Below are 17,703 nucleotides of genomic sequence, written 5' to 3'. Positions count from 1 at the left end.
GTTCGGTGCCTCCCCCGACTGTAATGCACCACAGTGCAGCAGTCGGGGGGGACACGCACGCTCTCACGCCAGGTGTTCGACCACGTGATCGATGCAGGCGGTCAGGGCGGTGACGTCGTCGGGCTCGACGGCCGGGAACATGCCGACGCGCAGCTGGTTGCGGCCGAGCTTGCGGTAGGGCTCCGTGTCGACGATGCCGTTGGCGCGCAACGTCTTCGCGACGGCTGCAGCGTCGACCTTCTCGTCGAAGTCGATGGTGCCGACCACCTGCGAGCGATGCTTCGGGTCGACGACGAACGGCGTCGCGTACTCGGAGCGCTCGGCCCAGTCGTACAGCCGCGACGAGGAGTCGGCGGTCCGTGACGTCGCCCAGTCCAGGCCGCCCTTGCCGTTCAACCACTCGATCTGGTCGGCGAACAGGAGCAGCGTCGCCACCGCGGGGGTGTTGTACGTCTGGTTCTTGGTGCTGTTGTCGATGGCGATGGGCAGCGACAGGAAGTCGGGGACCCAGCGCTTGCTCGCCGCGATCTCGTCGACGCGGGCCAGTGCCGCGGGGCTCATCAGCGCAACCCACAGTCCGCCGTCGGCAGCGAAGTTCTTCTGGGGAGCGAAGTAGTAGACATCCGAATCGGCCACGTTCACGGGCAGGCCGCCGGCGCCGGAGGTCGCATCGATCGCGATGAGGGCGTCTTCCGAGCCCGCCGGGCGCGACACGGGAATGGCCACACCGGTCGAGGTCTCGTTGTGAGCCCACCCGATCAGGTCGACCGACGGATCCGACGTGGGCTCCGGAGCACTGCCCGGCACCGCGGAGACGACGATCGGGTCACCGATGAACGGGTTGGCCTTGGCCACCGAGGCGAACTTCGAGCTGAACTCACCGTTGGTGAGGTGCAGCGACTTCTCCTTGATCAGGCCGAACGCCGCGGCGTCCCAGAATGCGGTGGTGCCGCCGTTGCCCAGCACGACCTCGTAGCCCTCGGGGATCGAGAACAGCTCGCGCAGACCGTCGCGCACCCGTCCCACCACGTCCTTCACCGGCTTCTGGCGGTGGCTGGTGCCGAACACCGACGCGCCCACGTCCACCAGGGACTGGAGCTGCTCGGGCCGGACCTTCGACGGACCGCACCCGAAGCGTCCGTCGCCGGGCTTGAGGTCGGAAGGAATGGTCAGGTTCTCGGCCATACGGGGTTCGCGTCCTTAGTTTCGGTGTGGGCGTTACCGGCGTGATCAGGGTAGTGCAGCCGTGACAGGGGTCGTGCACCCCGCTGGGCGTCTCGGTGCTGGTTGCCCGGTGCTGGTGGGCCGGCGGGCGCGGTCACCCCACCCGAGTGGTGCGCGGCCGTGCGCCCCCGCACCCTGCGGCCAGCACCCGACGCAGTTCGCGGCCGAGTTGCGGCGACGTCAGATCGGACCACGTCCAGCGCACCACCGTCCATCCGTGTGCGCGGAGCAGGTCCTCGCGACGCTTCTCCCGCACCAGGACGTCGGCGGGTGACTCGCCGGGGCGTGCGAGGGCCGAGTACTTCGAGACGCCGTCGAACTCGCCGATCACGCCCTCGTCCTCCCACAGGAAATCGGGACGGAAGGTGGTGCGGCCGTCCGAGAGCATCAGCGTGACCTGCAGTTCCGGGCACGGAACGCCGAGATGGTGCAGATACACGCGGCTCCGCGACTCCCCGACGCTCTCGCTTCGCCCGTCCAGAAAGTCGAGTACACACTCGGCGGCGGTGCGTCTGCGATGAGACGGCGTACGGCTCAGCGACTCGCGCACCGACTCCGGCGTCACGAGATGTCGGTTCAGCGCGGAGTCACCGGCGCAGACCGCATCCTCGAACGGGAGGGTCCGCGCGAGATCGGCGACGGTGCGCGCAGCGGACGTGCAGCGCAGGCCGTCGATGACGTCGACGTCCCGCTCGGTCAGACCGTCGGCATGCACGTGGCGATGCCGACCGACGTGGCCACCCGACGATCGCGGAATCCCGAGATGCACCCGTTCCGGGACTCGCCACAACGACATCCCGTGCACCAAGGCTGCGGAACCGTGTGCGGCGGCCGCCGCGGGGGCGCTCGCCAGCAGCGTCGCGCGCACCTCGAGCAGGTGCCGGCCGGTGGCGTCGAGCGATTCGAGGACCGCCGCCGGGACGTAGATGCCGCGCCGGACGACGGCGATCTCGCGACGCGCCAGTGCAGCCTTGATCTCGGCGTCGGTGGCGCCGCGTGCGAGTGCGTCACGACGGCTGAGCAGCAGTTCCCCGTAGAAGTTCACGGCCGCAGTGTGCGCACGAGTCGGTCGCCCGCGCTGCGGCCGTCCACAGTCGGCCGTCATCCCCGGGTTCGAGCGCCCGCCCCTTGCCCCGCGCGCACCGCTCGGCTACGCGCGCAGGACGAGAAATGCGCGAAACACCGTGCGGTGCGCGCGGCGGAAACCCGGGCACCCAGCAACTGGGCACCCCACCTACCTCACGCGATGGTGCCCCACCCCTCGACGCTCTCGGGGGAGCGCGGTGCGGGACCGGTGTAGATGGCGGCGGGACGCACGAGCTTGCCGAGGCGTTTCTGTTCGAGGATGTGGGCGCACCAGCCGGCGGTGCGGCCGCAGGTGAACATGGCGGGCATCATGTGCGCGGGAACTTCGGCGAAGTCGAGGATGACGGCGGCCCAGAATTCGACGTTGGTCTCGATGGCGCGGTCGGGGCGGCGTTCGCGCAGTTCGGCGAGTGCGGCCTGCTCGAGGGCGGCGGCGACCTCGAAGCGGGGTGCGTTCAGGCGCTGTGCGGTGGCGCGCAGGACGCGGGCTCGGGGGTCCTCGGCGCGGTAGACGCGGTGCCCGAAGCCCATGAGCTTCTCTTTCCGGTCGAGGATGCCCTTGACCAGTGCCCGTGCGTCGTCGGACTTCTCGACTTCCTCGATCATGGGGAGCACGCGGGCGGGGGCGCCGCCGTGGAGCGGCCCGGACATGGCGCCGATGGCTCCGGAGAGGGCGGCGGCGACGTCGGCTCCGGTGGAGGCGATGACGCGGGCGGTGAAGGTGGAGGCGTTCATGCCGTGCTCGGCGGCGGAGACCCAGTAGGCGTCGATGGCCTCGGTGTGGGCGGGATCGGGGTCGCCCTTCCACCGAGTCATGAATCGTTCTGTGACGGTCGAGCACTGGTCGATTCGCGTCTGCGGGACGGCCGGCTGGTAGATGCCCCGCGCGGACTGGGCGACGTAGGACAGCGCCATGACGGAGGCGCGGGCGAGGTGTTCGCGGGCGGTGTCGTCGTCGATGTCGAGGAGCGGCTCGTACCCCCAGATCGGTGCGAGCATCGCGAGTCCGGCTTGGACGTCGACGCGGACGTCGCCGGTGTGGATGGGGAGGGGGAAGGGTTCGGCGGGCGGCAGTCCGGGGCCGAAGCGTCCGTCGACGAGCAGTGCCCACACGTTGCCGAAGGTGACGCCCTTGCCGACGAGGTCCTCGATGTCGACGCCGCGGTAGCGCAGTGCGCCGCCGTCCTTGTCGGGTTCGGCGATGTCGGTGGTGAAGGCGACGACGCCCTCGAGTCCGGCGACGAAGCCCTCCGGTACCACTGTTTCCTGGGCCATGAAGATCCCTCGTTCTCCTGTGTCCGCGGACCCCGCTTTCGTGCGTGGACCTGCACCTCACCGCACCCTAGTGGGTAGCGCGGGCCGCACCGTACTCCGGGAGTAGCGTCTGCGCGGTGAGCGAGAACATCGACCTGGCGGATATGCGGGTGGCGTATGGCGGGGACGACGATCTCGAGGAGAGCGACCTCGCCGACGGCTGGCTCGCGCTCGCCCGTGTGTGGTTGCAGCAGGCGATCGACGCGCGTCTGCCGGAACCGAATGCCATCACACTCGCGACGGTGGACGCGGACGGCCGACCGGCGACCCGCACGGTGCTGTGCAAGGAGTTGTCGGAGTCGGGTGTGGTCTTCTACACGAACTACGGATCCGCGAAGGCCCGCCATCTCGAGTCGACGCCCTTCGCATCGGCGACGTTCCCGTGGATCGGCATCCAGCGCCAGCTCACGGTGCGCGGACCGGTCACGCGGGTGAGCGCCGACGAGACGGCTGCCTACTGGTCCACCCGGCCGCGGGGGTCGCAGCTCGGTGCGTGGGCGTCGCAGCAGTCGAGCCCCATCGGATCGCGCCAGGATCTGGAACAGCAACTCGCCGACGTGACGGACAGGTTCGAGAACGAGGACGTGCCGGTGCCTCCGAACTGGGGCGGCCTCCGCATCGCGCCCGAGTCCGTGGAGTTCTGGCAGGGCCGGAACAACCGTCTGCACAACAGGCTGGTGGTCACGGCGTCCGGCGTCGAACGTCTGCAACCGTGAGACTTCTCGCCGACACCACTCCTCTCCAGAATCCCGATTATCGACGCCTGTGGGCCTCGGGCGTCGTCACGGTCATCGGCGCCCAGCTCTCGGTCGTCGCTGTGCCGCAACAGATCTTCCAGATCACGTCGAGCTCGGCGTACGTAGGACTCGCGGGTGCTTTCGCGTTGGTTCCGCTGGTCGTGTTCGGGCTGTGGGGCGGGGCGTTGGCCGACGTGATGGATCGGCGCACCCTGCTGATGATCACCACGGTGGGGATCGGCGCGACGTCGTTCATGCTGTGGCTGCAGGCGCACCTGGGGCTGAACAACGTGTGGATCGTGTTGGTGCTGCTCGCCGTGCAGCAGGGCTTCTTCGCGGTGAACCAACCCACGCGCAGCGCCATCATCCCGCGCCTGATTCCGTTGCGGCAGTTGCCCGCTGCCAACTCACTCAACATGACGGTGTTCAACTTCGGTGCCATCGCGGGCCCGATGCTGGCCGGTGCGTTGATTCCGGCGTTCGGGCTGCCGACGCTGTACCTGCTCGACACCATTGCGCTGTCGGTGACCCTGTGGGCAGTCGCGCGACTGCCGAAGATTCCGCCGACGGGGGAGTCCCGACGCGCGGGTCTGCGCGAGGTGTTCCAGGGGTTCGCCTACCTGGCGACGCAGAAGGTGCTGCTCGCCTCGTTCGTCGTGGACATCATCGCGATGGTGTTCGGGATGCCGCGCGCACTGTTCCCCGAGGTGGCCACCGAGACGTTCGGTGACCCGGCCGAGGGTGGACTCGTCCTCGGACTGCTGTTCGCGTCGCTGTCGGCGGGCGCGGTGCTGGGCGGAATCTTCTCGGGGTGGTTGCCGCGCGTGCAGCGTCAGGGTGTCGCGGTGATCGCGTGCATCGTGGTGTGGGGCGGCGCGATGATCGGGTTCGGCGTCTCCGTGGCGCTCGCGACCGTCGGTCAGCGAGGGTGGGCGCTGTACCTGGCGCTGGGCTTCCCGGCGATCGGCGGCGGCGCCGACATGATCTCCGCCGCGTTCCGGAGTTCGATGCTGCAGTCCGTGGCCACCGACGACATGCGTGGCAGGTTGCAGGGAGTCTTCATCGTGGTGGTCGCGGGCGGCCCGCGGGTGGGCGACGTCCTGCACGGCGCGGCCGCCTTCATGGTGGGTACCGCGGCCGCGGCGGCGGGCGGCGGGGTGCTGGTCATCGTCGGCGTGATGATCGCGGCCCTCGCCATCCCGGCCTTCGTCAAGTACCGCGTCACGGCTCACACCTGAGCGGTGCGGCGGCACACCTCCGCCCAGGGAGTGGGCTCGATGCCCAGCATCTGCTGTGACCGCGTCGAGTCGAGGACGTAGGGCGCGGTGCGCTGGTAGGACAGCTGGTTCACCTCCCGTAGCATCGGTACGGCGAGACCCGCCGCCCGCGTGATCACGCGGGGTACGACGCGTACGGGCACCGGGGGTCTGCCCACGGCCGCGAGTGTGTCGGTGATCGCCTGCCGCAGTGTCACAGCGGGATTGGTCGGCGCATGCCACACCTGACCCCATGATTCGGGAGTGTCGACGGCGGCGATCAGTGCCCGCGCCTCGTCGAGGACGTCGGTGAACGAGTGCGGCACGTCGGCCGCATCGATCGCCCACACTGCCTTGCCGTCGAGCGCAGCGGGGAGAAGGCGCGTGACGTGGCCGTTCGCGCCCACTCCCGTTCCCACGTAGTCGGATCCGCGTACCTCGACGGCGCGCAGAGAACCGGCGCGGTGAGCGTCGGCGAGCTCCGCCCACATCTGGGCCCGCAGCACACCCTTGTGGTCGGTGGCCGCGTCGGGCATTCCCTCGCGCATGACACCGTCGGCGACGGGCCCGTACGGGTAGAGGGTGCCCGTGACAGCCAGGACGGCGCCTGTCCGTTCGGCAGCGGTGCGCAGCGACCGCGCCAGAGGGGGCCACACCTGATGCCACTGCGTGTAGTCGCTCGGGTTGGCGCAGTTGTACAGCGCGACGGCACCGTCCGTGAGGGCGCTGAGAGCGTCGGCGTCGGAGGCGTCGAGCGTGGCGGAGGTGACGCCGGGGGCCGTGGTGCCGCGACGGGAGACGAGAACGACCTCGGAGCCGCGGTCGGCGAGCAGGCGGGCGACGTGGGTACCGACGGGGCCGGCCCCGACGACGACGTGACGATCGGACATGGGAAACACCTTCCGTAGTGGAGAGCACCGCTCTCGCTACAACTATGAGAGCACCGCTCTCGAAAGTCAAGAGCGGTGCTCTCGGTTACTGTGAAGGCATGCCCACGCCTCGGGAGACCGCCCGCACGGAGACGATGGCCGCGATCCTCGGCGCAGCTCGGACCCAGCTCGCCGACATCGGACCCGCGGCATTATCCCTGCGCGCCGTGGCGCGGGAGATCGGCATGGTGTCCTCGGCCGTCTATCGCTACGTGGCGAGCCGGGACGAGCTGCTCACGGCACTGATCGTGCAGTGCTACGACGAGCTGGGTGCGGCCCTCGAGGATGCGGATCCGCAGGGTGGGAAGCCTGTCGACCGCTGGGTCGCGGTCTGTGACGCACTGCGATCGTGGGCCGCGGCGCACCCGCACGAGTACGCGCTGCTGTACGGCTCGCCCGTGCCCGGCTATCGAGCGCCGCAGACGACCGTCGGTCCGGCCACGCGCCCGACTCTCGTGGTGGTGAGCATCGTCGTCGATGCGCATCGGTCCTCACCGCCGGTCCGTATCGAGCACGACATCTATTCAGCGGCGCGCGACTTCGTCGTGGAGCACTATCGCCAGGCCACCGGTGAGGACGTCGGCGGCGTGATGACGACCGACCTGGTGGCCCGCACGTTGTCGGCGTGGATCACGGTCTTCGGCGCGGTGTCGTTCGAGCGTTTCGGCCATCTGGTCGGCGTCACCGAGGACACCGGCGCGTTCTACGCCGACATCGTGCGGAATCTCGCCGCGACGCTCGACCTCAGTGGAAGGTGACGTGCCACACCGCGAGTGCGGCCAACGCGCCGGCGCCGTTGAGTGCCCAGTGCAGACCGATGGGAGCGAGGATGCTCCCGCCGCGATGGCGCAGCCAGGTGAAGACGAAGCCGGCGACGGTGGTCCCGGCGACCGCGCCGCACACCCCGATGATCTGGCCGAACAGTCCGGTTCCCAGCACGGCGGAGAACCCGTCGTTGCCCACTGTCAGGCCGAGTGAGGACGCCACGTGCCACAGGCCGAAAAGCAGCGAGCCGATGACGGCGACCGCGCGAATGCCGAAGCACCGCGACAACTTCGCGTGCAGGACGCCGCGGAACGCGAGTTCCTCGGGAATGACGGTCTGGAGCGGGATGATGACGAGGGCCGCGAACAGCGTGGCGCCGACGTTGACGCCGTACCGCTCGTTGAGGAAGGCGCTCTGGGTGAGGGGGATCGAGGCGGCGATGGCCACCACCACCAGCGTGAGTCCGGCCGCAGCGGCGCCGTGACGGGCTCCGCGCCCGATGTTGCTCAGCCCGAGGTCGCTCCACTGGACGCCGCGCGCACGAGCGAAGGCGAGCAGGATCAGGGCGCCGACCGGCACCGCGGCGACCGCGATGGGAGTGGGCGCGAAGTGTGCGGTCAGGTTGAAGACCGCGAGGGCGGCGACGACCACGACGATGTCGACGAGGGTCCTGTCGAACCAACGGCGGGATGTCACCGGTTCGGTGGCGACGACGACTGTGGACACCCGATCCACCGTACAGAGAACGGCGCGTCACATCAGGGCGGTAGCGTGCTGCCATGGTCGACGACGCGCCATCCGCCCTGTCCCATTCGCTGCGCCACGGTGCGTACAGAGCCGACGTCGCCGCCACCGGTGCGGGACTGCGAGCCCTCGAGCATGCCGGCCGGCGGCTCACCGAGACGTGGGACGCGGGCAGGCCGGAGGCCGGTCGGGATCGGGTCGCCCTCAAACCCCCGTTGTCGGCGGGGCTTGTTCTCGCACCGTGGCCCAACCGCACGCGCGACGGCCGGTTCATGTTCGACGGTGAGACACATCAGCTCGAGATCACCGAACCGGCCCGGAACAACGCGAGTCACGGACTCGTCCGCCGACGGGAATGGGACGTCGCGGAGCGGTCCGACTCGTCGATCACCCACACCATCGACATCGGCGGCGAACCGGGATGGCCGTTCGCGCTGCAGCTGACCGCTCGGCACAGCCTCGGTGACGACGGATTGACCGTGACCCACACGGCGACGAACGTCGGGGATCGCACGGCGCCGTTCGGCATGGGCGTCCACTCGTTCGTCCGCGCAGGCGATGCGCCCCTGGACGAGTGCACGCTCCGACTCTCGGCGGGTGTGCGTCTCCCGCTCGACGGCGAGCGCAACCTGCCGAGCGGCGGCCCCGTGCCCGTGCAGGACACGGACCTCGACTTCGCTGCTGCGCGGAGCCTCGCCGGAGTCTGGCTCGACACCCCGTTCAGTGCCCTCGTCCCGGACGCGGACGGCATCGCACGGCAGTACCTGACGCCGCCGGACAGCGCAGCCACCGTGCTGTGGACCGACGCGAACTTCCCGTGGGTGCAGGTGTTCACGGCGGATCCGGCGCACGATCAGGCCTACCCGGACCGCGGCCGCGCCCTGGCGATCGAACCGATGACGTGCCCACCGGACGCGCTGAACTCAGGGGTGGGGCTGATCGTGCTGGAGCCGGGGGAGACCTGGACCGGGAGCTGGGGCATCCGGGCGGACGACGGGAGCGCCTCGTGACGATCCTCGTGTGCGGCGAGGCGCTGGTCGATCTGGTGCCGGATCGCCAGGGCGGTGGTCCCGCGTTGACGCCGAAGCTGGGCGGCGGCCCGTTCAACGTCGCCGTCGCGCTCGGCCGCCTCGGTGCGGACGTGCAGTTCCTCTCCCGCATTTCCCGCGACCCGTTCGGCCGCGACCTGGTGGCGTGGCTGGAGGCGTCGAAGGTGGGACTCGACCTGCTGCAGCGTGGGCCGGAGCTGACCACGCTCGCCCTGACCGTGCTCGACGCGCACGGCGCCGCCGAGTACTCGTTCTATGCCGACGGCACCGCGGACCGACTCGTCGAGGCGCCTGCGACCATCCCCGAGTCGGTGACCGCGGCGTCGTTCGGCACGCTGTCGCTGCTCTACGAGCCGGGCGCGAGCGTGTACGCGGCGCTGCTCGCGAGGGTGCACGACGCCGGGGTCCTGACGATGCTCGATCCGAACATCCGCCCGGCCGCGATGACGGACGGCGACGGTTACCGCGCCCGGTTCCGTACCTGGCTTCCGTCGATCGACATCCTCAAGGTGTCGGTCGAGGACGCGGGATGGCTGGGGGAGGGGCCGCAGGGCACCACCGTCCGAGACTGGTTGGACGCGGGCGTGACGGCCGTCGTCGTCACGCGCGGCGGGGACGGACTGTCGGTGGTCACCACGGCCGGCGAGACAGTCGTTCCCGGTGTGTCGGTGCAGGTCGCGGACACCATCGGTGCGGGCGACACCGTCCACGGAGCGATGCTCCACCACCTGACGGAGCACGGCGTGCGCTCGTCGGCGGACCTTCTGCGACTCGATTCACACGCCTGGACGGCGGCTCTCACGTTCGCCGCGAAGGCAGCCGCCATCACCGTGTCACGACCGGGGGCGGACCCTCCCTGGGCGGACGAGGTCGGCGACGACTAGTTTTATCGAGACACCACAAGTTCCGTTACACCGAGCTCGAGAGGGACCCTTCGTGCCCGCTGAGAATGCCGACAACGCCGCCACCGCCAAGCTGATCTATCCCGGCGGCGAACACGAGATGACCATTGCGAGAGCGACCGAAGGCAACGACGGTATCGAGCTGGGCAAACTGCTCGCGAACACCGGGTACACGACGCTGGACGGTGGGTTCGTCAACACGGCCTCCACCAAGTCCGCCATCACGTACATCGACGGTGCCGAGGGCATCCTGCGCTACCGCGGATACCCGATCGACCAGCTCGCCGAGAAGTCGTCGTTCCTCGAGGTCAGCTACCTGCTGATTTACGGGGAGCTGCCCACCACCGTCGAGTTGGAGAACTTCACCGACCGCATCCGTCGGCACACCCTGCTGCACGAGGACCTCAAGCGCTTCTTCGACGGCTTCCCGCGCAACGCCCACCCGATGCCCGTCGTCTCGTCCGCGGTCAACGCGCTGTCCGCGTACTACCAGGACTCGCTCGACCCGAACGATCCCGAGCAGGTCGAGCTCTCGACGATCCGTCTGCTGGCCAAGCTGCCGACCATCGCCGCGTACGCGTACAAGAAGTCGGTGGGCCAGCCGTTCCTGTACCCGGACAACTCGAAGAGCTACGTCGAGAACTTCCTGCGCATGACCTTCGGTTTCCCGGCCGAGCCCTACGAGGCCGATCCCGAGATGGTCAAGGCGCTCGACATGCTGCTCATCCTGCACGCCGACCACGAGCAGAACTGCTCGACGTCGACGGTGCGCCTGGTCGGCTCGTCCGACGCCAACCTCTTCACGTCCATCTCCGGCGGCATCAACGCACTGTGGGGTCCGCTGCACGGCGGCGCCAACCAGGCCGTCCTCGAGATGCTCTACCGCATCCAGAGTGAGGGCGGCGACAGCGCCGACTTCCTGAAGCGGGTCAAGAACAAGGAGGACGGTGTCAAGCTCATGGGCTTCGGACACCGTGTCTACAAGAACTACGACCCGCGCGCGGCCATCGTGCGCAAGACGGCGCACTCGATTCTCGAGAAGCTCGGCACCAACGACGAGCTGCTCGACATCGCGATGAAGCTCGAAGAGGTCGCCCTGTCCGACGACTACTTCGTCGAGCGCAAGCTGTACCCGAACGTCGACTTCTACACGGGTCTCATCTACCGCGCCATGGGCTTCCCCGAGCGCATGTTCACGGTGCTGTTCGCCCTCGGCCGCCTGCCCGGGTGGATCGCGCACTGGCAGGAGATGCACCAGGACCCGAACGCCAAGATCGGCCGCCCCCGTCAGATCTACACGGGCTACACCGAGCGCGGCTACGAGGGCATCGACGGCCGCTGATCGGCCCCGCCCCTCGCGACACCCCCGACGCGGTGCGTCAGAACTTCCGGTTGGCCAACACCGGCAGGTTCTGGCGCACCGCGTCGATCTCGTTCGGGTCGATGTCGAGCGTGAGCAGACCGGGCGCCGCGCCGAGCTGGTCGAGCACGTGGCCGGTGGGGGACACCACCATCGAGTTGCCGACGCCCACGGGTGCCGAGCCCGAGATCTCGATACCCGACTCGGCGGGGTCCGCCTGCCCGCAGGCCGCGAGGAACGTCGTGGAGTCCAGTGCGCGGGCGCGGGCGAGCAGTGTCCACTGATCCACCTTGCCGGGGCCGCGGCCCCACGACGCGGCGACGACGGTGAGCAGGGCGCCGCGGTCCGCGAGGGTCTGGAAGAGGCCGGGGAAGCGAATGTCGTAGCACGTCGCGAAGCCGACACCCACGCCGTCGATGTCGACGACCACCGGCTCGGTTCCCGGTGCGACGGTGTCGGACTCGGCGAAACCGAACGCGTCGAACAGGTGGATCTTGTCGTACGACGCCTCGACGCCCCCGCCGGTGATCAGCAGGGTGTTGCGCACCCGCTCGTCACCGCCGACGGCCGGGGTGAACATGCCGGCCGCGACGGTGATGCCCGCGTCGTCGGCGATCTCGCGCACCGCGGTGGCCCAGGGGCCGTCGAGCGGCTCGGCGACGTCGGCGATCGATCCGCCGAATCGGCGCATCGTTGCCTCGGGAAGGACGCACAGCCGGGCGCCCGCGTCCACAGCGTCACGGACGGACGAGCGCACCAGGTCGAGGTTCTCGTTCGGATCGCGGGACGCGGTGATCTGGGCGAGGCTGATTCTCATGCGGTGCTCCTGACGTCGGCGTGCGGGGTGTCGAGGGTCGTGACTGGTATACACACAGTATGCAAGAACAGTCCGGTCGCGAGCGTGCCTATGTCTATCTCCGCGACCGCGTGCTGTCCGAACCGGCGTTCACGGGCACGTTCCTGAACGAGGGCGAGCTGGCGTCGCAGATCGGGGTGTCGCGCACCCCGGTCCGAGAAGCGTTGCTGCTGTTGGTGTCCGAGGGTCTCATCGAGATGGTGCGCGGCCGGGGCGCGTACGTGCCGCCGATGTCCGGGCGCCAGATCGGTGAACTGATGGACCTGCGCGGCGTGCTCGAACGGCACGCCGCGGAGAAGGCGATCGACGCCGGGAACGTACCCATCGCGGCGATGACGGCCACTCTGGAGTCGCAGGAGGCTCTGGCCGCCGGTGCCGCCGAGGATCACGCCCGAACCTTCATCGACCTCGACGGTACGTTCCACCAGGAACTGATCGACTCCGCAGGCAGCGAGTTGCTGTCCCGGACGTACGCCGGGCTGCGGGCTCGGCAGTTGCGTGCCGGGTTGTCCGCGCTGTTCGGCGCTCCCGACCGCAAGCGCCAGGTGTGCACCGAGCATCGCGCGATCGTCGACGCGTTGGCCTCGGGGGATCTGGCCGCGGCGTCCGCGCAGATCGATGCACACCTGGACGTCACCATGCGAATCCTGCTGCGCGGCTAGCTCTCCCGCGCCGAGAGCTGCTCGGCGCCGAGGTTCTGCGCGACGTAGCTCTCCTCCTCCGCGGGATCGGGACCACGGCCGAGTGCCAGGCCGAGGACGGTGAGCACACCCATCGCCATGATGTAGACGAAGACGGGCACCCAGCTGTCGGTGCGGTCGAGCAGGAACGTGAACATGAGCGGAGCGATCGCGCCGCCGAAGACGCCGGCGATCGTGTACGCCAGCGAGGCACCGGTGGAGCGCAGGCGCAGCGAGAACTGCTCCGTCACGAACGCGGCCTGCGGCCCGTACATGAACGAGTGGAACGTCAGTCCGACGACGACGCCCAGGACGAGCATGCCGAACGAGCTGCCGCCGATGAGGATGAAGAAGACGGCCACCCACACGACGCCGCCCACGGCGGCGACGGCGTAGAGCAGTCGCCGGTTCACGATGTCGGACAGTGCGCCCGCCAGCGGGATGGTGGCCAGCTGGAACGCCGAGCCGATGAGGATGGCCGTGAGCACCTCGCTGCGCACGAAGCCGAGCTTCTGCACGCCGTAGGTGATGGAGAAGACGGTGAAGAGGGCGTAGATGACGTCGGGCGCGATGCGCGAGAGGATCGCGGCGACCAGGGGGCGGCGCTGCTCGCGGAACACCTCGGTGATCGGTGCCGCGGGTCGGTCGCCGCTCTCCTGCAGCGCCTTGAACACCGGGGTGTCCTCGAGCTTCAGGCGGATCCACAACCCGAAGCCGACCAGAACGGCCGACAGCAGGAATGCCACGCGCCAGCCCCACGACTCGAACTGCTCCTCGGTGAGGGCGAAGGTGAGGGCCGCGAGAGCGCCGTTGGCCATCAGGTTGCCGGCGGGCGGGCCGATCTGCGCCGCGGACGACCAGAATCCACGCTTGCGCGGATTGCCGTACTCACTCGAGAGCAGGACGGCACCGCCCCACTCGCCGCCGACGGCGACGCCCTGCGCGAACCGCAACGCCACCAGGATGATCGGCGCCGCGACGCCGATGGTCGCGTAGCCCGGCAGCAGTCCGATGAGGAACGTCGTGACGCCGATGAGCAACAACGTGATGACGAGCAGCTGTTTGCGCCCGATGACGTCGCCGAGGCGGCCGAAGACGAACCCGCCGATCGGTCGCGCGACGTACCCCACGGCGTAGGTCGAGAACGCGAGCAGCGTTCCCGTCAACGGGTCGCTCTCCGGGAAGAAGATGATGGGGAAGATCAGTGCGGCCGACGCGGAGTAGACGGCGAAGTCGTACCACTCCAGTGCCGTACCGGTCAGGCTGGCAGCGAAAGCCTTGGTCAGCGCAGTCCGGTCGGGACGCACCGCCCCTCGGCCGTCGGGTGTCGTGCCGTCCATGGGATGTCCTTTCGGGTGTCGTGGTTCATATACTTGCTGTATACAAGACGTATGCGCAACCCCTCGAGCGCTTCCGAAACAGAGAAGTAACAGGAGAAATGATGACGACACTGACCTTCGAACTTCCCGACGGTTCCACCGAGTCGGTCACCGTGACCACACTCCTGAACGCCGGGTACGCGGGCCGTGACCAGGCCGAGGTCGCGTCCCACATCGCCGAACTGGCCGAGCTCGGCGTTCCCGCACCGACCACCATTCCGGCGATGTACCCCATCTCGCCCTACCTGGCACAGCAGACCTCCGAGGTGCACGTCCAGCACGGACACACCTCGGGCGAGGCGGAGTGGGCACTGGTGATCACGGGTCCCACCCGCGACGACGTGCTGCTGACCGTCGCGTGCGACCACACCGATCGCGATCTCGAGGTGCACAGCGTCGCGTGGAGCAAGAACGCCTCACCCGACGTGCTCGGCACCGGGGCCTGGCGGCTCGCGGAGGTGGCCGACCGCCTCGACGACATCACGCTGCGCGCGTGGGTCGGAGACGACGAGACCCTGATCCAGGACGGCACTCTGGGCGATCTGCTCTCGCCCGATCACTGGCTCGACGTCCTCACCGAGCGGGGGCTCTTCCGGGCGGGCACGGTGCTGATGTCCGGCACGGTGTCGATGGTTCCGGGGGTGGACCAGTTCGCGAGCGCGTGGAAGGTCGAGCTGCGCGACCCGGCGACCGATCGGACTCTGACCTGCGCCTACCGCACCGTCGCCATGCCGTCCCCGATAGGCTGAGCGCAGTCACGTTACAGTCGATCGGTACAGGACATCGTCGTTCGGTATCAGTCGACTACAGGAGTTCATCGTGACCAAGCCCGAGATCGAGTTCCAGGCCGGCCCCCCTCCTACCGACCTCGTGGTCCAGGACATCACGGTCGGTGACGGCGCGGAAGCCGTTCCCGGCGGCACCGTCGAGGTCCACTACGTGGGCGTCGAGTTCGAGAGTGGCGAGGAGTTCGACTCGTCCTGGAACCGCGGCGAGTCCATCACCTTCCCGCTGCGCGGCCTCATCCAGGGCTGGCAGGACGGCATTCCCGGCATGAAGGTCGGCGGACGCCGTCAGCTCACCATCCCGCCGGAGCTCGCCTACGGCCCCGCAGGCGCCGGACATCGGCTGTCCGGCAAGACCCTCGTCTTCGTCATCGATCTGCTGAACGCCTGATCTCTGCTCCGCAGATTCGACGGGCTCACGCCACGTCGAGCACCAACCTCGCACCGCCCAGCGGGCTCGCCTCCAGATGCACAGTTCCACCGTGCAGGTGAGCCTGCTGGGCGACCAGTGCGAGCCCGAGTCCGGATCCGCCCGCCGCGGCTCGTGATCCGCGCTCGAAGCGTCCGAAGACACGTTCCCGCTCGTCCTCCGGGACGCCGGACCCGTTGTCGTCCACGCTGATTCGCGCACCCTCCGCCGTGCGCGCCACGCTGATCACCACGGTCGTCGCGCCGCCGTGACGCACGGCATTGAGCACGGCGTTGTCGAGCGCCAACCGTAGTCCCGTGGGATGGCCCAGGGCGGACACCGGCCCGTCGGCCTCCACCCGCACCCGCGTCTCCGGCAACGTCCGCGCGGCGTCCCGTGCGACGAGGTCGGCGATCTCCACGACGTCCACGCTCACCCGGTCCGCGTCGGTGGTCAGCTCTCCGGTGGCCAGCCGTTCCAGCGCGGCGAGAGTCGATTCCACCCGGCCCTGCGTGCGCTGGAGGTCGTCGAGAATCTCCTGCCGCTGCTCGGCCGAGAGATCGAGCGTGCGCAGCACCTCGATGTCGGTACGCATGGCGGTCAGCGGCGTCCGCAGCTCGTGCGCCGACACGGCGGCGAAGTCGCGAGCCGTCTCGAGGGCGCTCTCGGTGCGCGCCTGGGCGTCCGACACTCGCTGCAGCATGTCGCCGACGGCGGCCGCGAGGGCGTCCGCCTCCCGCACACCCGTCGACTTGCGGGGTGGTGTCGGCGGGTCCTTCGCGACGTCGTGCGTGAGCCTCATCAACGGGCGCACTGCCCGTCCGCCGAGGATCCAGCCGAGTGCCGTCGACGCGCCGACCGCCAGAGCGCCGGCCTGCAGTACCTGCCGCTGCTGGTCGTCCGTGATGTCCTGCGCCTCCGACAACGGCACCGCGATGGACACGGTGACGTCCGTCCGGTCCGGCACCGCGGCGGTGTAGACGCGGAACGGGGTGCCGTCGACGTCGGCGGTCGCCGAACCGAGCGGCATCGCGGGGAGCTGCGGCTGCGTACTGGCCCGCACCTGATCGGTCTGCCTGATCGTGATGGCGAAGGCCTCGGACCTGCTCAGGCTCCCGAGGAACATCTCGAACGTCTGCGCACGCGGCACCACCACCTCGGACGCGGTCTCGAGCCGACGGTCGAGCTGCAGGATGTTGTTGCGGGAGATGGCCGCTGCGACGTACCAACCGACGAGCGAGACGATGATGAGGGCGCCCAGGGCGGTGGCGGCGGCCACGCGGGCGCGCAGCGAGAAGACCCGGGAAGGCCGGAGGCCGGTCGTCATGCGGCGGGAAGGCCGGAGGCTGGTCGTCATGCGCCGGGAAGGCCGGAGGAGCTTCATGAAGCCGTGCGCAGGACGAAGCCGACGCCGCGGACGGTGTGCAGGATCCGTGGCACCCCACCGCTCTCCATCTTCCGGCGCAGGTACCCGACGAAGACGTCGACGACGTTGGTGTCGGCCACGAAGTCGTACCCCCACACCAGTTCCAGGAGCCGCTCCCGGCTGAGCACCACTCCGGCGTTGTGCGCGAGGACGGCGAGGAGTTCGAACTCGCGCTTGGTGAGGTCGAGGGGCCGCCCGTCGATGGTGGCGCGGTGGCCCGGCTCGTCGAGGCTCAGCGGTCCGACCACCACGGCGGCAGTGGCCGGGACGCTGGTACCGATGGTGCCGCGGCGGCGCAGCATCGCGTTGATGCGTGCCACCAGTTCGGCGAGGACGAACGGCTTGGTCAGGTAGTCGTCGGCGCCGGACTCGAGGCCCGCGATGCGGTCGTCGACGGAACTGCGCGCGCTCAGGACGCACACCGGGACGTCGTTGCCGCGGGCGCGCAATGCGGTGACCACGCCGTTGCCGTCGAGGACGGGCATGTTCATGTCCAGCACCACGACGTCCGGATCCTGCGCACCGACGAGGTCGAGAGCGGCGGCGCCGTCGCGAGCGGTGAGCACGGTGAACCCGGACAGCCGCAGTCCGCGCTCGATCGAGGCCAGCACGTCGACGTCGTCGTCCACCACGAGGACGGTGGGCTGGTCCGGAGCGGTCATCCGTCGATTGTGCCGGAACGCCCGTGGTGTGCGGATACGCCCCGCGCCGCGGGAGTCGACCTGTGTGCAGTGATCCGCGCTCACCGCGGATCACTGCACACAACCGGCCGGGCCGGGAACGATCGCGGTGGTCACGTCTG

The 17,703-nt window shown here is 69.3% G+C and carries 18 protein-coding genes; 9 read left to right on the top strand and 9 right to left on the bottom strand.

Annotated elements, in window-relative coordinates:
* Positions 1-63: 63 nt before the first annotated feature.
* The 3 genes from serC to BR07_RS0103325 all read right to left on the bottom strand — a co-directional run bounded on the left by serC (position 64) and on the right by BR07_RS0103325 (position 3,585).
* The gene (serC, locus tag BR07_RS0103335) at positions 64-1,185 is read right to left on the bottom strand and encodes a phosphoserine transaminase (RefSeq protein WP_027504220.1); all 1,122 of its coding nucleotides are present in this window, start codon (positions 1,183-1,185) and stop codon (positions 64-66) included.
* Between the two features lie 133 nt (positions 1,186-1,318).
* Positions 1,319-2,269, bottom strand: a complete 951-nt coding sequence (locus BR07_RS23110; RefSeq protein ID WP_081821055.1) for a hypothetical protein — start codon at positions 2,267-2,269, stop codon at positions 1,319-1,321.
* 194 nt (positions 2,270-2,463) lie between these two features.
* Positions 2,464-3,585 carry a citrate synthase 2 gene (locus tag BR07_RS0103325; protein WP_027504219.1) on the bottom strand — a complete coding sequence of 374 codons (1,122 nt, stop codon included), beginning with the start codon at positions 3,583-3,585 and terminating at the stop codon, positions 2,464-2,466.
* 143 nt (positions 3,586-3,728) lie between these two features.
* Between BR07_RS0103325 and pdxH the strand changes: the two genes are divergently transcribed.
* Together pdxH and BR07_RS0103315 are read left to right on the top strand one after the other, a co-directional pair.
* A complete protein-coding gene (pdxH, locus tag BR07_RS0103320) occupies positions 3,729-4,340 on the top strand; it encodes a pyridoxamine 5'-phosphate oxidase (RefSeq protein ID WP_027504218.1) in 612 nt (203 codons plus the stop codon).
* The gene (locus BR07_RS0103315) at positions 4,337-5,599 is read left to right on the top strand and encodes an MFS transporter (RefSeq protein ID WP_027504217.1); all 1,263 of its coding nucleotides are present in this window, start codon (positions 4,337-4,339) and stop codon (positions 5,597-5,599) included. Before pdxH ends, BR07_RS0103315 begins: the two co-directional genes overlap by 4 nt.
* Here the strand turns inward: BR07_RS0103315 and BR07_RS0103310 are convergent.
* Complete coding sequence (locus BR07_RS0103310; protein WP_027504216.1) at positions 5,590-6,507, bottom strand: NAD-dependent epimerase/dehydratase family protein; 918 nt, start codon at positions 6,505-6,507, stop codon at positions 5,590-5,592. The two genes, BR07_RS0103315 and BR07_RS0103310, sit on opposite strands and share 10 nt — an antisense overlap.
* A 98-nt stretch (positions 6,508-6,605) precedes the next feature.
* Here BR07_RS0103310 and BR07_RS0103305 point away from each other — a divergent pair, with 98 nt between their 5' ends.
* Entirely contained in the window at positions 6,606-7,304 is a 699-nt protein-coding gene (locus tag BR07_RS0103305; protein ID WP_027504215.1) for a TetR/AcrR family transcriptional regulator, read from the top strand.
* Here BR07_RS0103305 and BR07_RS0103300 read toward each other — a convergent pair.
* Positions 7,291-8,037 carry a CPBP family intramembrane glutamic endopeptidase gene (locus BR07_RS0103300; protein ID WP_231476153.1) on the bottom strand — a complete coding sequence of 249 codons (747 nt, stop codon included), beginning with the start codon at positions 8,035-8,037 and terminating at the stop codon, positions 7,291-7,293. The genes BR07_RS0103305 and BR07_RS0103300 overlap by 14 nt on opposite strands.
* Before the next feature lie 53 nt (positions 8,038-8,090).
* Here BR07_RS0103300 and BR07_RS0103295 point away from each other — a divergent pair, with 53 nt between their 5' ends.
* Genes BR07_RS0103295 through BR07_RS0103285 form a run of 3 tightly spaced genes read left to right on the top strand, consistent with a single transcriptional unit; the run spans position 8,091 to position 11,348 of the window.
* Positions 8,091-9,065, top strand: a complete 975-nt coding sequence (locus BR07_RS0103295) for an aldose 1-epimerase family protein (RefSeq protein WP_027504213.1) — start codon at positions 8,091-8,093, stop codon at positions 9,063-9,065.
* Positions 9,062-9,988 (top strand): carbohydrate kinase family protein, encoded by a 927-nt coding sequence (locus BR07_RS0103290; protein WP_027504212.1) that lies wholly within the window; start codon positions 9,062-9,064, stop codon positions 9,986-9,988. Before BR07_RS0103295 ends, BR07_RS0103290 begins: the two co-directional genes overlap by 4 nt.
* Before the next feature lie 52 nt (positions 9,989-10,040).
* Positions 10,041-11,348 carry a citrate synthase gene (locus BR07_RS0103285; protein WP_037183979.1) on the top strand — a complete coding sequence of 436 codons (1,308 nt, stop codon included), beginning with the start codon at positions 10,041-10,043 and terminating at the stop codon, positions 11,346-11,348.
* 37 nt (positions 11,349-11,385) lie between these two features.
* Here the strand turns inward: BR07_RS0103285 and BR07_RS0103280 are convergent, their stop codons facing one another.
* Positions 11,386-12,183 carry a carbon-nitrogen hydrolase family protein gene (locus tag BR07_RS0103280; protein WP_027504210.1) on the bottom strand — a complete coding sequence of 266 codons (798 nt, stop codon included), beginning with the start codon at positions 12,181-12,183 and terminating at the stop codon, positions 11,386-11,388.
* Positions 12,184-12,242: 59 nt separating this feature from the next.
* On the opposite strand from BR07_RS0103280, the gene BR07_RS0103275 reads away from it, so the two are divergent.
* Positions 12,243-12,884 carry a GntR family transcriptional regulator gene (locus BR07_RS0103275; RefSeq protein WP_027504209.1) on the top strand — a complete coding sequence of 214 codons (642 nt, stop codon included), beginning with the start codon at positions 12,243-12,245 and terminating at the stop codon, positions 12,882-12,884.
* On the opposite strand, the gene BR07_RS0103270 is transcribed toward BR07_RS0103275, so the two are convergent.
* On the bottom strand, positions 12,881-14,242 hold the full coding sequence (locus BR07_RS0103270; protein WP_027504208.1) for an MFS transporter: 1,362 nt from the start codon (positions 14,240-14,242) through the stop codon (positions 12,881-12,883). The genes BR07_RS0103275 and BR07_RS0103270 overlap by 4 nt on opposite strands.
* Before the next feature lie 101 nt (positions 14,243-14,343).
* On the opposite strand from BR07_RS0103270, the gene BR07_RS0103265 reads away from it, so the two are divergent.
* Together BR07_RS0103265 and BR07_RS0103260 are read left to right on the top strand one after the other, a co-directional pair.
* Positions 14,344-15,030, top strand: a complete 687-nt coding sequence (locus BR07_RS0103265; protein ID WP_027504207.1) for a DUF2848 domain-containing protein — start codon at positions 14,344-14,346, stop codon at positions 15,028-15,030.
* A 70-nt stretch (positions 15,031-15,100) separates the two neighbouring features.
* On the top strand, positions 15,101-15,457 hold the full coding sequence (locus BR07_RS0103260) for an FKBP-type peptidyl-prolyl cis-trans isomerase (protein WP_027504206.1): 357 nt from the start codon (positions 15,101-15,103) through the stop codon (positions 15,455-15,457).
* A gap of 25 nt (positions 15,458-15,482) precedes the next feature.
* Here the strand turns inward: BR07_RS0103260 and BR07_RS0103255 are convergent, their stop codons facing one another.
* Both BR07_RS0103255 and BR07_RS0103250 read right to left on the bottom strand, forming a co-directional pair.
* Positions 15,483-16,802 carry a sensor histidine kinase gene (locus BR07_RS0103255; RefSeq protein ID WP_197027712.1) on the bottom strand — a complete coding sequence of 440 codons (1,320 nt, stop codon included), beginning with the start codon at positions 16,800-16,802 and terminating at the stop codon, positions 15,483-15,485.
* Between the two features lie 53 nt (positions 16,803-16,855).
* Positions 16,856-17,563: a response regulator transcription factor gene (locus BR07_RS0103250; RefSeq protein WP_027504204.1), complete on the bottom strand. Its 708-nt coding sequence runs from the start codon at positions 17,561-17,563 to the stop codon at positions 16,856-16,858.
* Between the last annotated feature and the right edge of the window lie 140 nt (positions 17,564-17,703).

This window comes from Rhodococcus sp. UNC23MFCrub1.1, from assembly GCF_000686025.1.
Classification (GTDB): domain Bacteria; phylum Actinomycetota; class Actinomycetes; order Mycobacteriales; family Mycobacteriaceae; genus Rhodococcoides.
Note: the sequence above shows the minus strand (reverse complement) of the source record. Positions and strands in the feature narration are given on the sequence as shown.

Bases quoted from the DNA above. Each gene is read 5' to 3' on its own strand.
- BR07_RS0103305 (WP_027504215.1), top strand. From the start codon at position 6,606: ATGCCCACGCCTCGGGAGACCGCCCGCACGGAGACGATGGCCGCGATC.
- BR07_RS0103280 (WP_027504210.1), bottom strand. From the start codon at position 12,183: ATGAGAATCAGCCTCGCCCAGATCACCGCGTCCCGCGATCCGAACGAG.
- BR07_RS0103295 (WP_027504213.1), top strand. From the start codon at position 8,091: ATGGTCGACGACGCGCCATCCGCCCTGTCCCATTCGCTGCGCCACGGT.
- BR07_RS0103275 (WP_027504209.1), top strand. From the start codon at position 12,243: ATGCAAGAACAGTCCGGTCGCGAGCGTGCCTATGTCTATCTCCGCGAC.
- BR07_RS0103250 (WP_027504204.1), bottom strand. From the start codon at position 17,563: ATGACCGCTCCGGACCAGCCCACCGTCCTCGTGGTGGACGACGACGTC.
- pdxH (WP_027504218.1), top strand. From the start codon at position 3,729: ATGCGGGTGGCGTATGGCGGGGACGACGATCTCGAGGAGAGCGACCTC.
- BR07_RS0103270 (WP_027504208.1), bottom strand. From the start codon at position 14,242: ATGGACGGCACGACACCCGACGGCCGAGGGGCGGTGCGTCCCGACCGG.
- serC (WP_027504220.1), bottom strand. From the start codon at position 1,185: ATGGCCGAGAACCTGACCATTCCTTCCGACCTCAAGCCCGGCGACGGA.
- BR07_RS0103265 (WP_027504207.1), top strand. From the start codon at position 14,344: ATGACGACACTGACCTTCGAACTTCCCGACGGTTCCACCGAGTCGGTC.
- BR07_RS0103310 (WP_027504216.1), bottom strand. From the start codon at position 6,507: ATGTCCGATCGTCACGTCGTCGTCGGGGCCGGCCCCGTCGGTACCCAC.
- BR07_RS0103255 (WP_197027712.1), bottom strand. From the start codon at position 16,802: ATGACGACCGGCCTCCGGCCTTCCCGGGTCTTCTCGCTGCGCGCCCGC.
- BR07_RS0103325 (WP_027504219.1), bottom strand. From the start codon at position 3,585: ATGGCCCAGGAAACAGTGGTACCGGAGGGCTTCGTCGCCGGACTCGAG.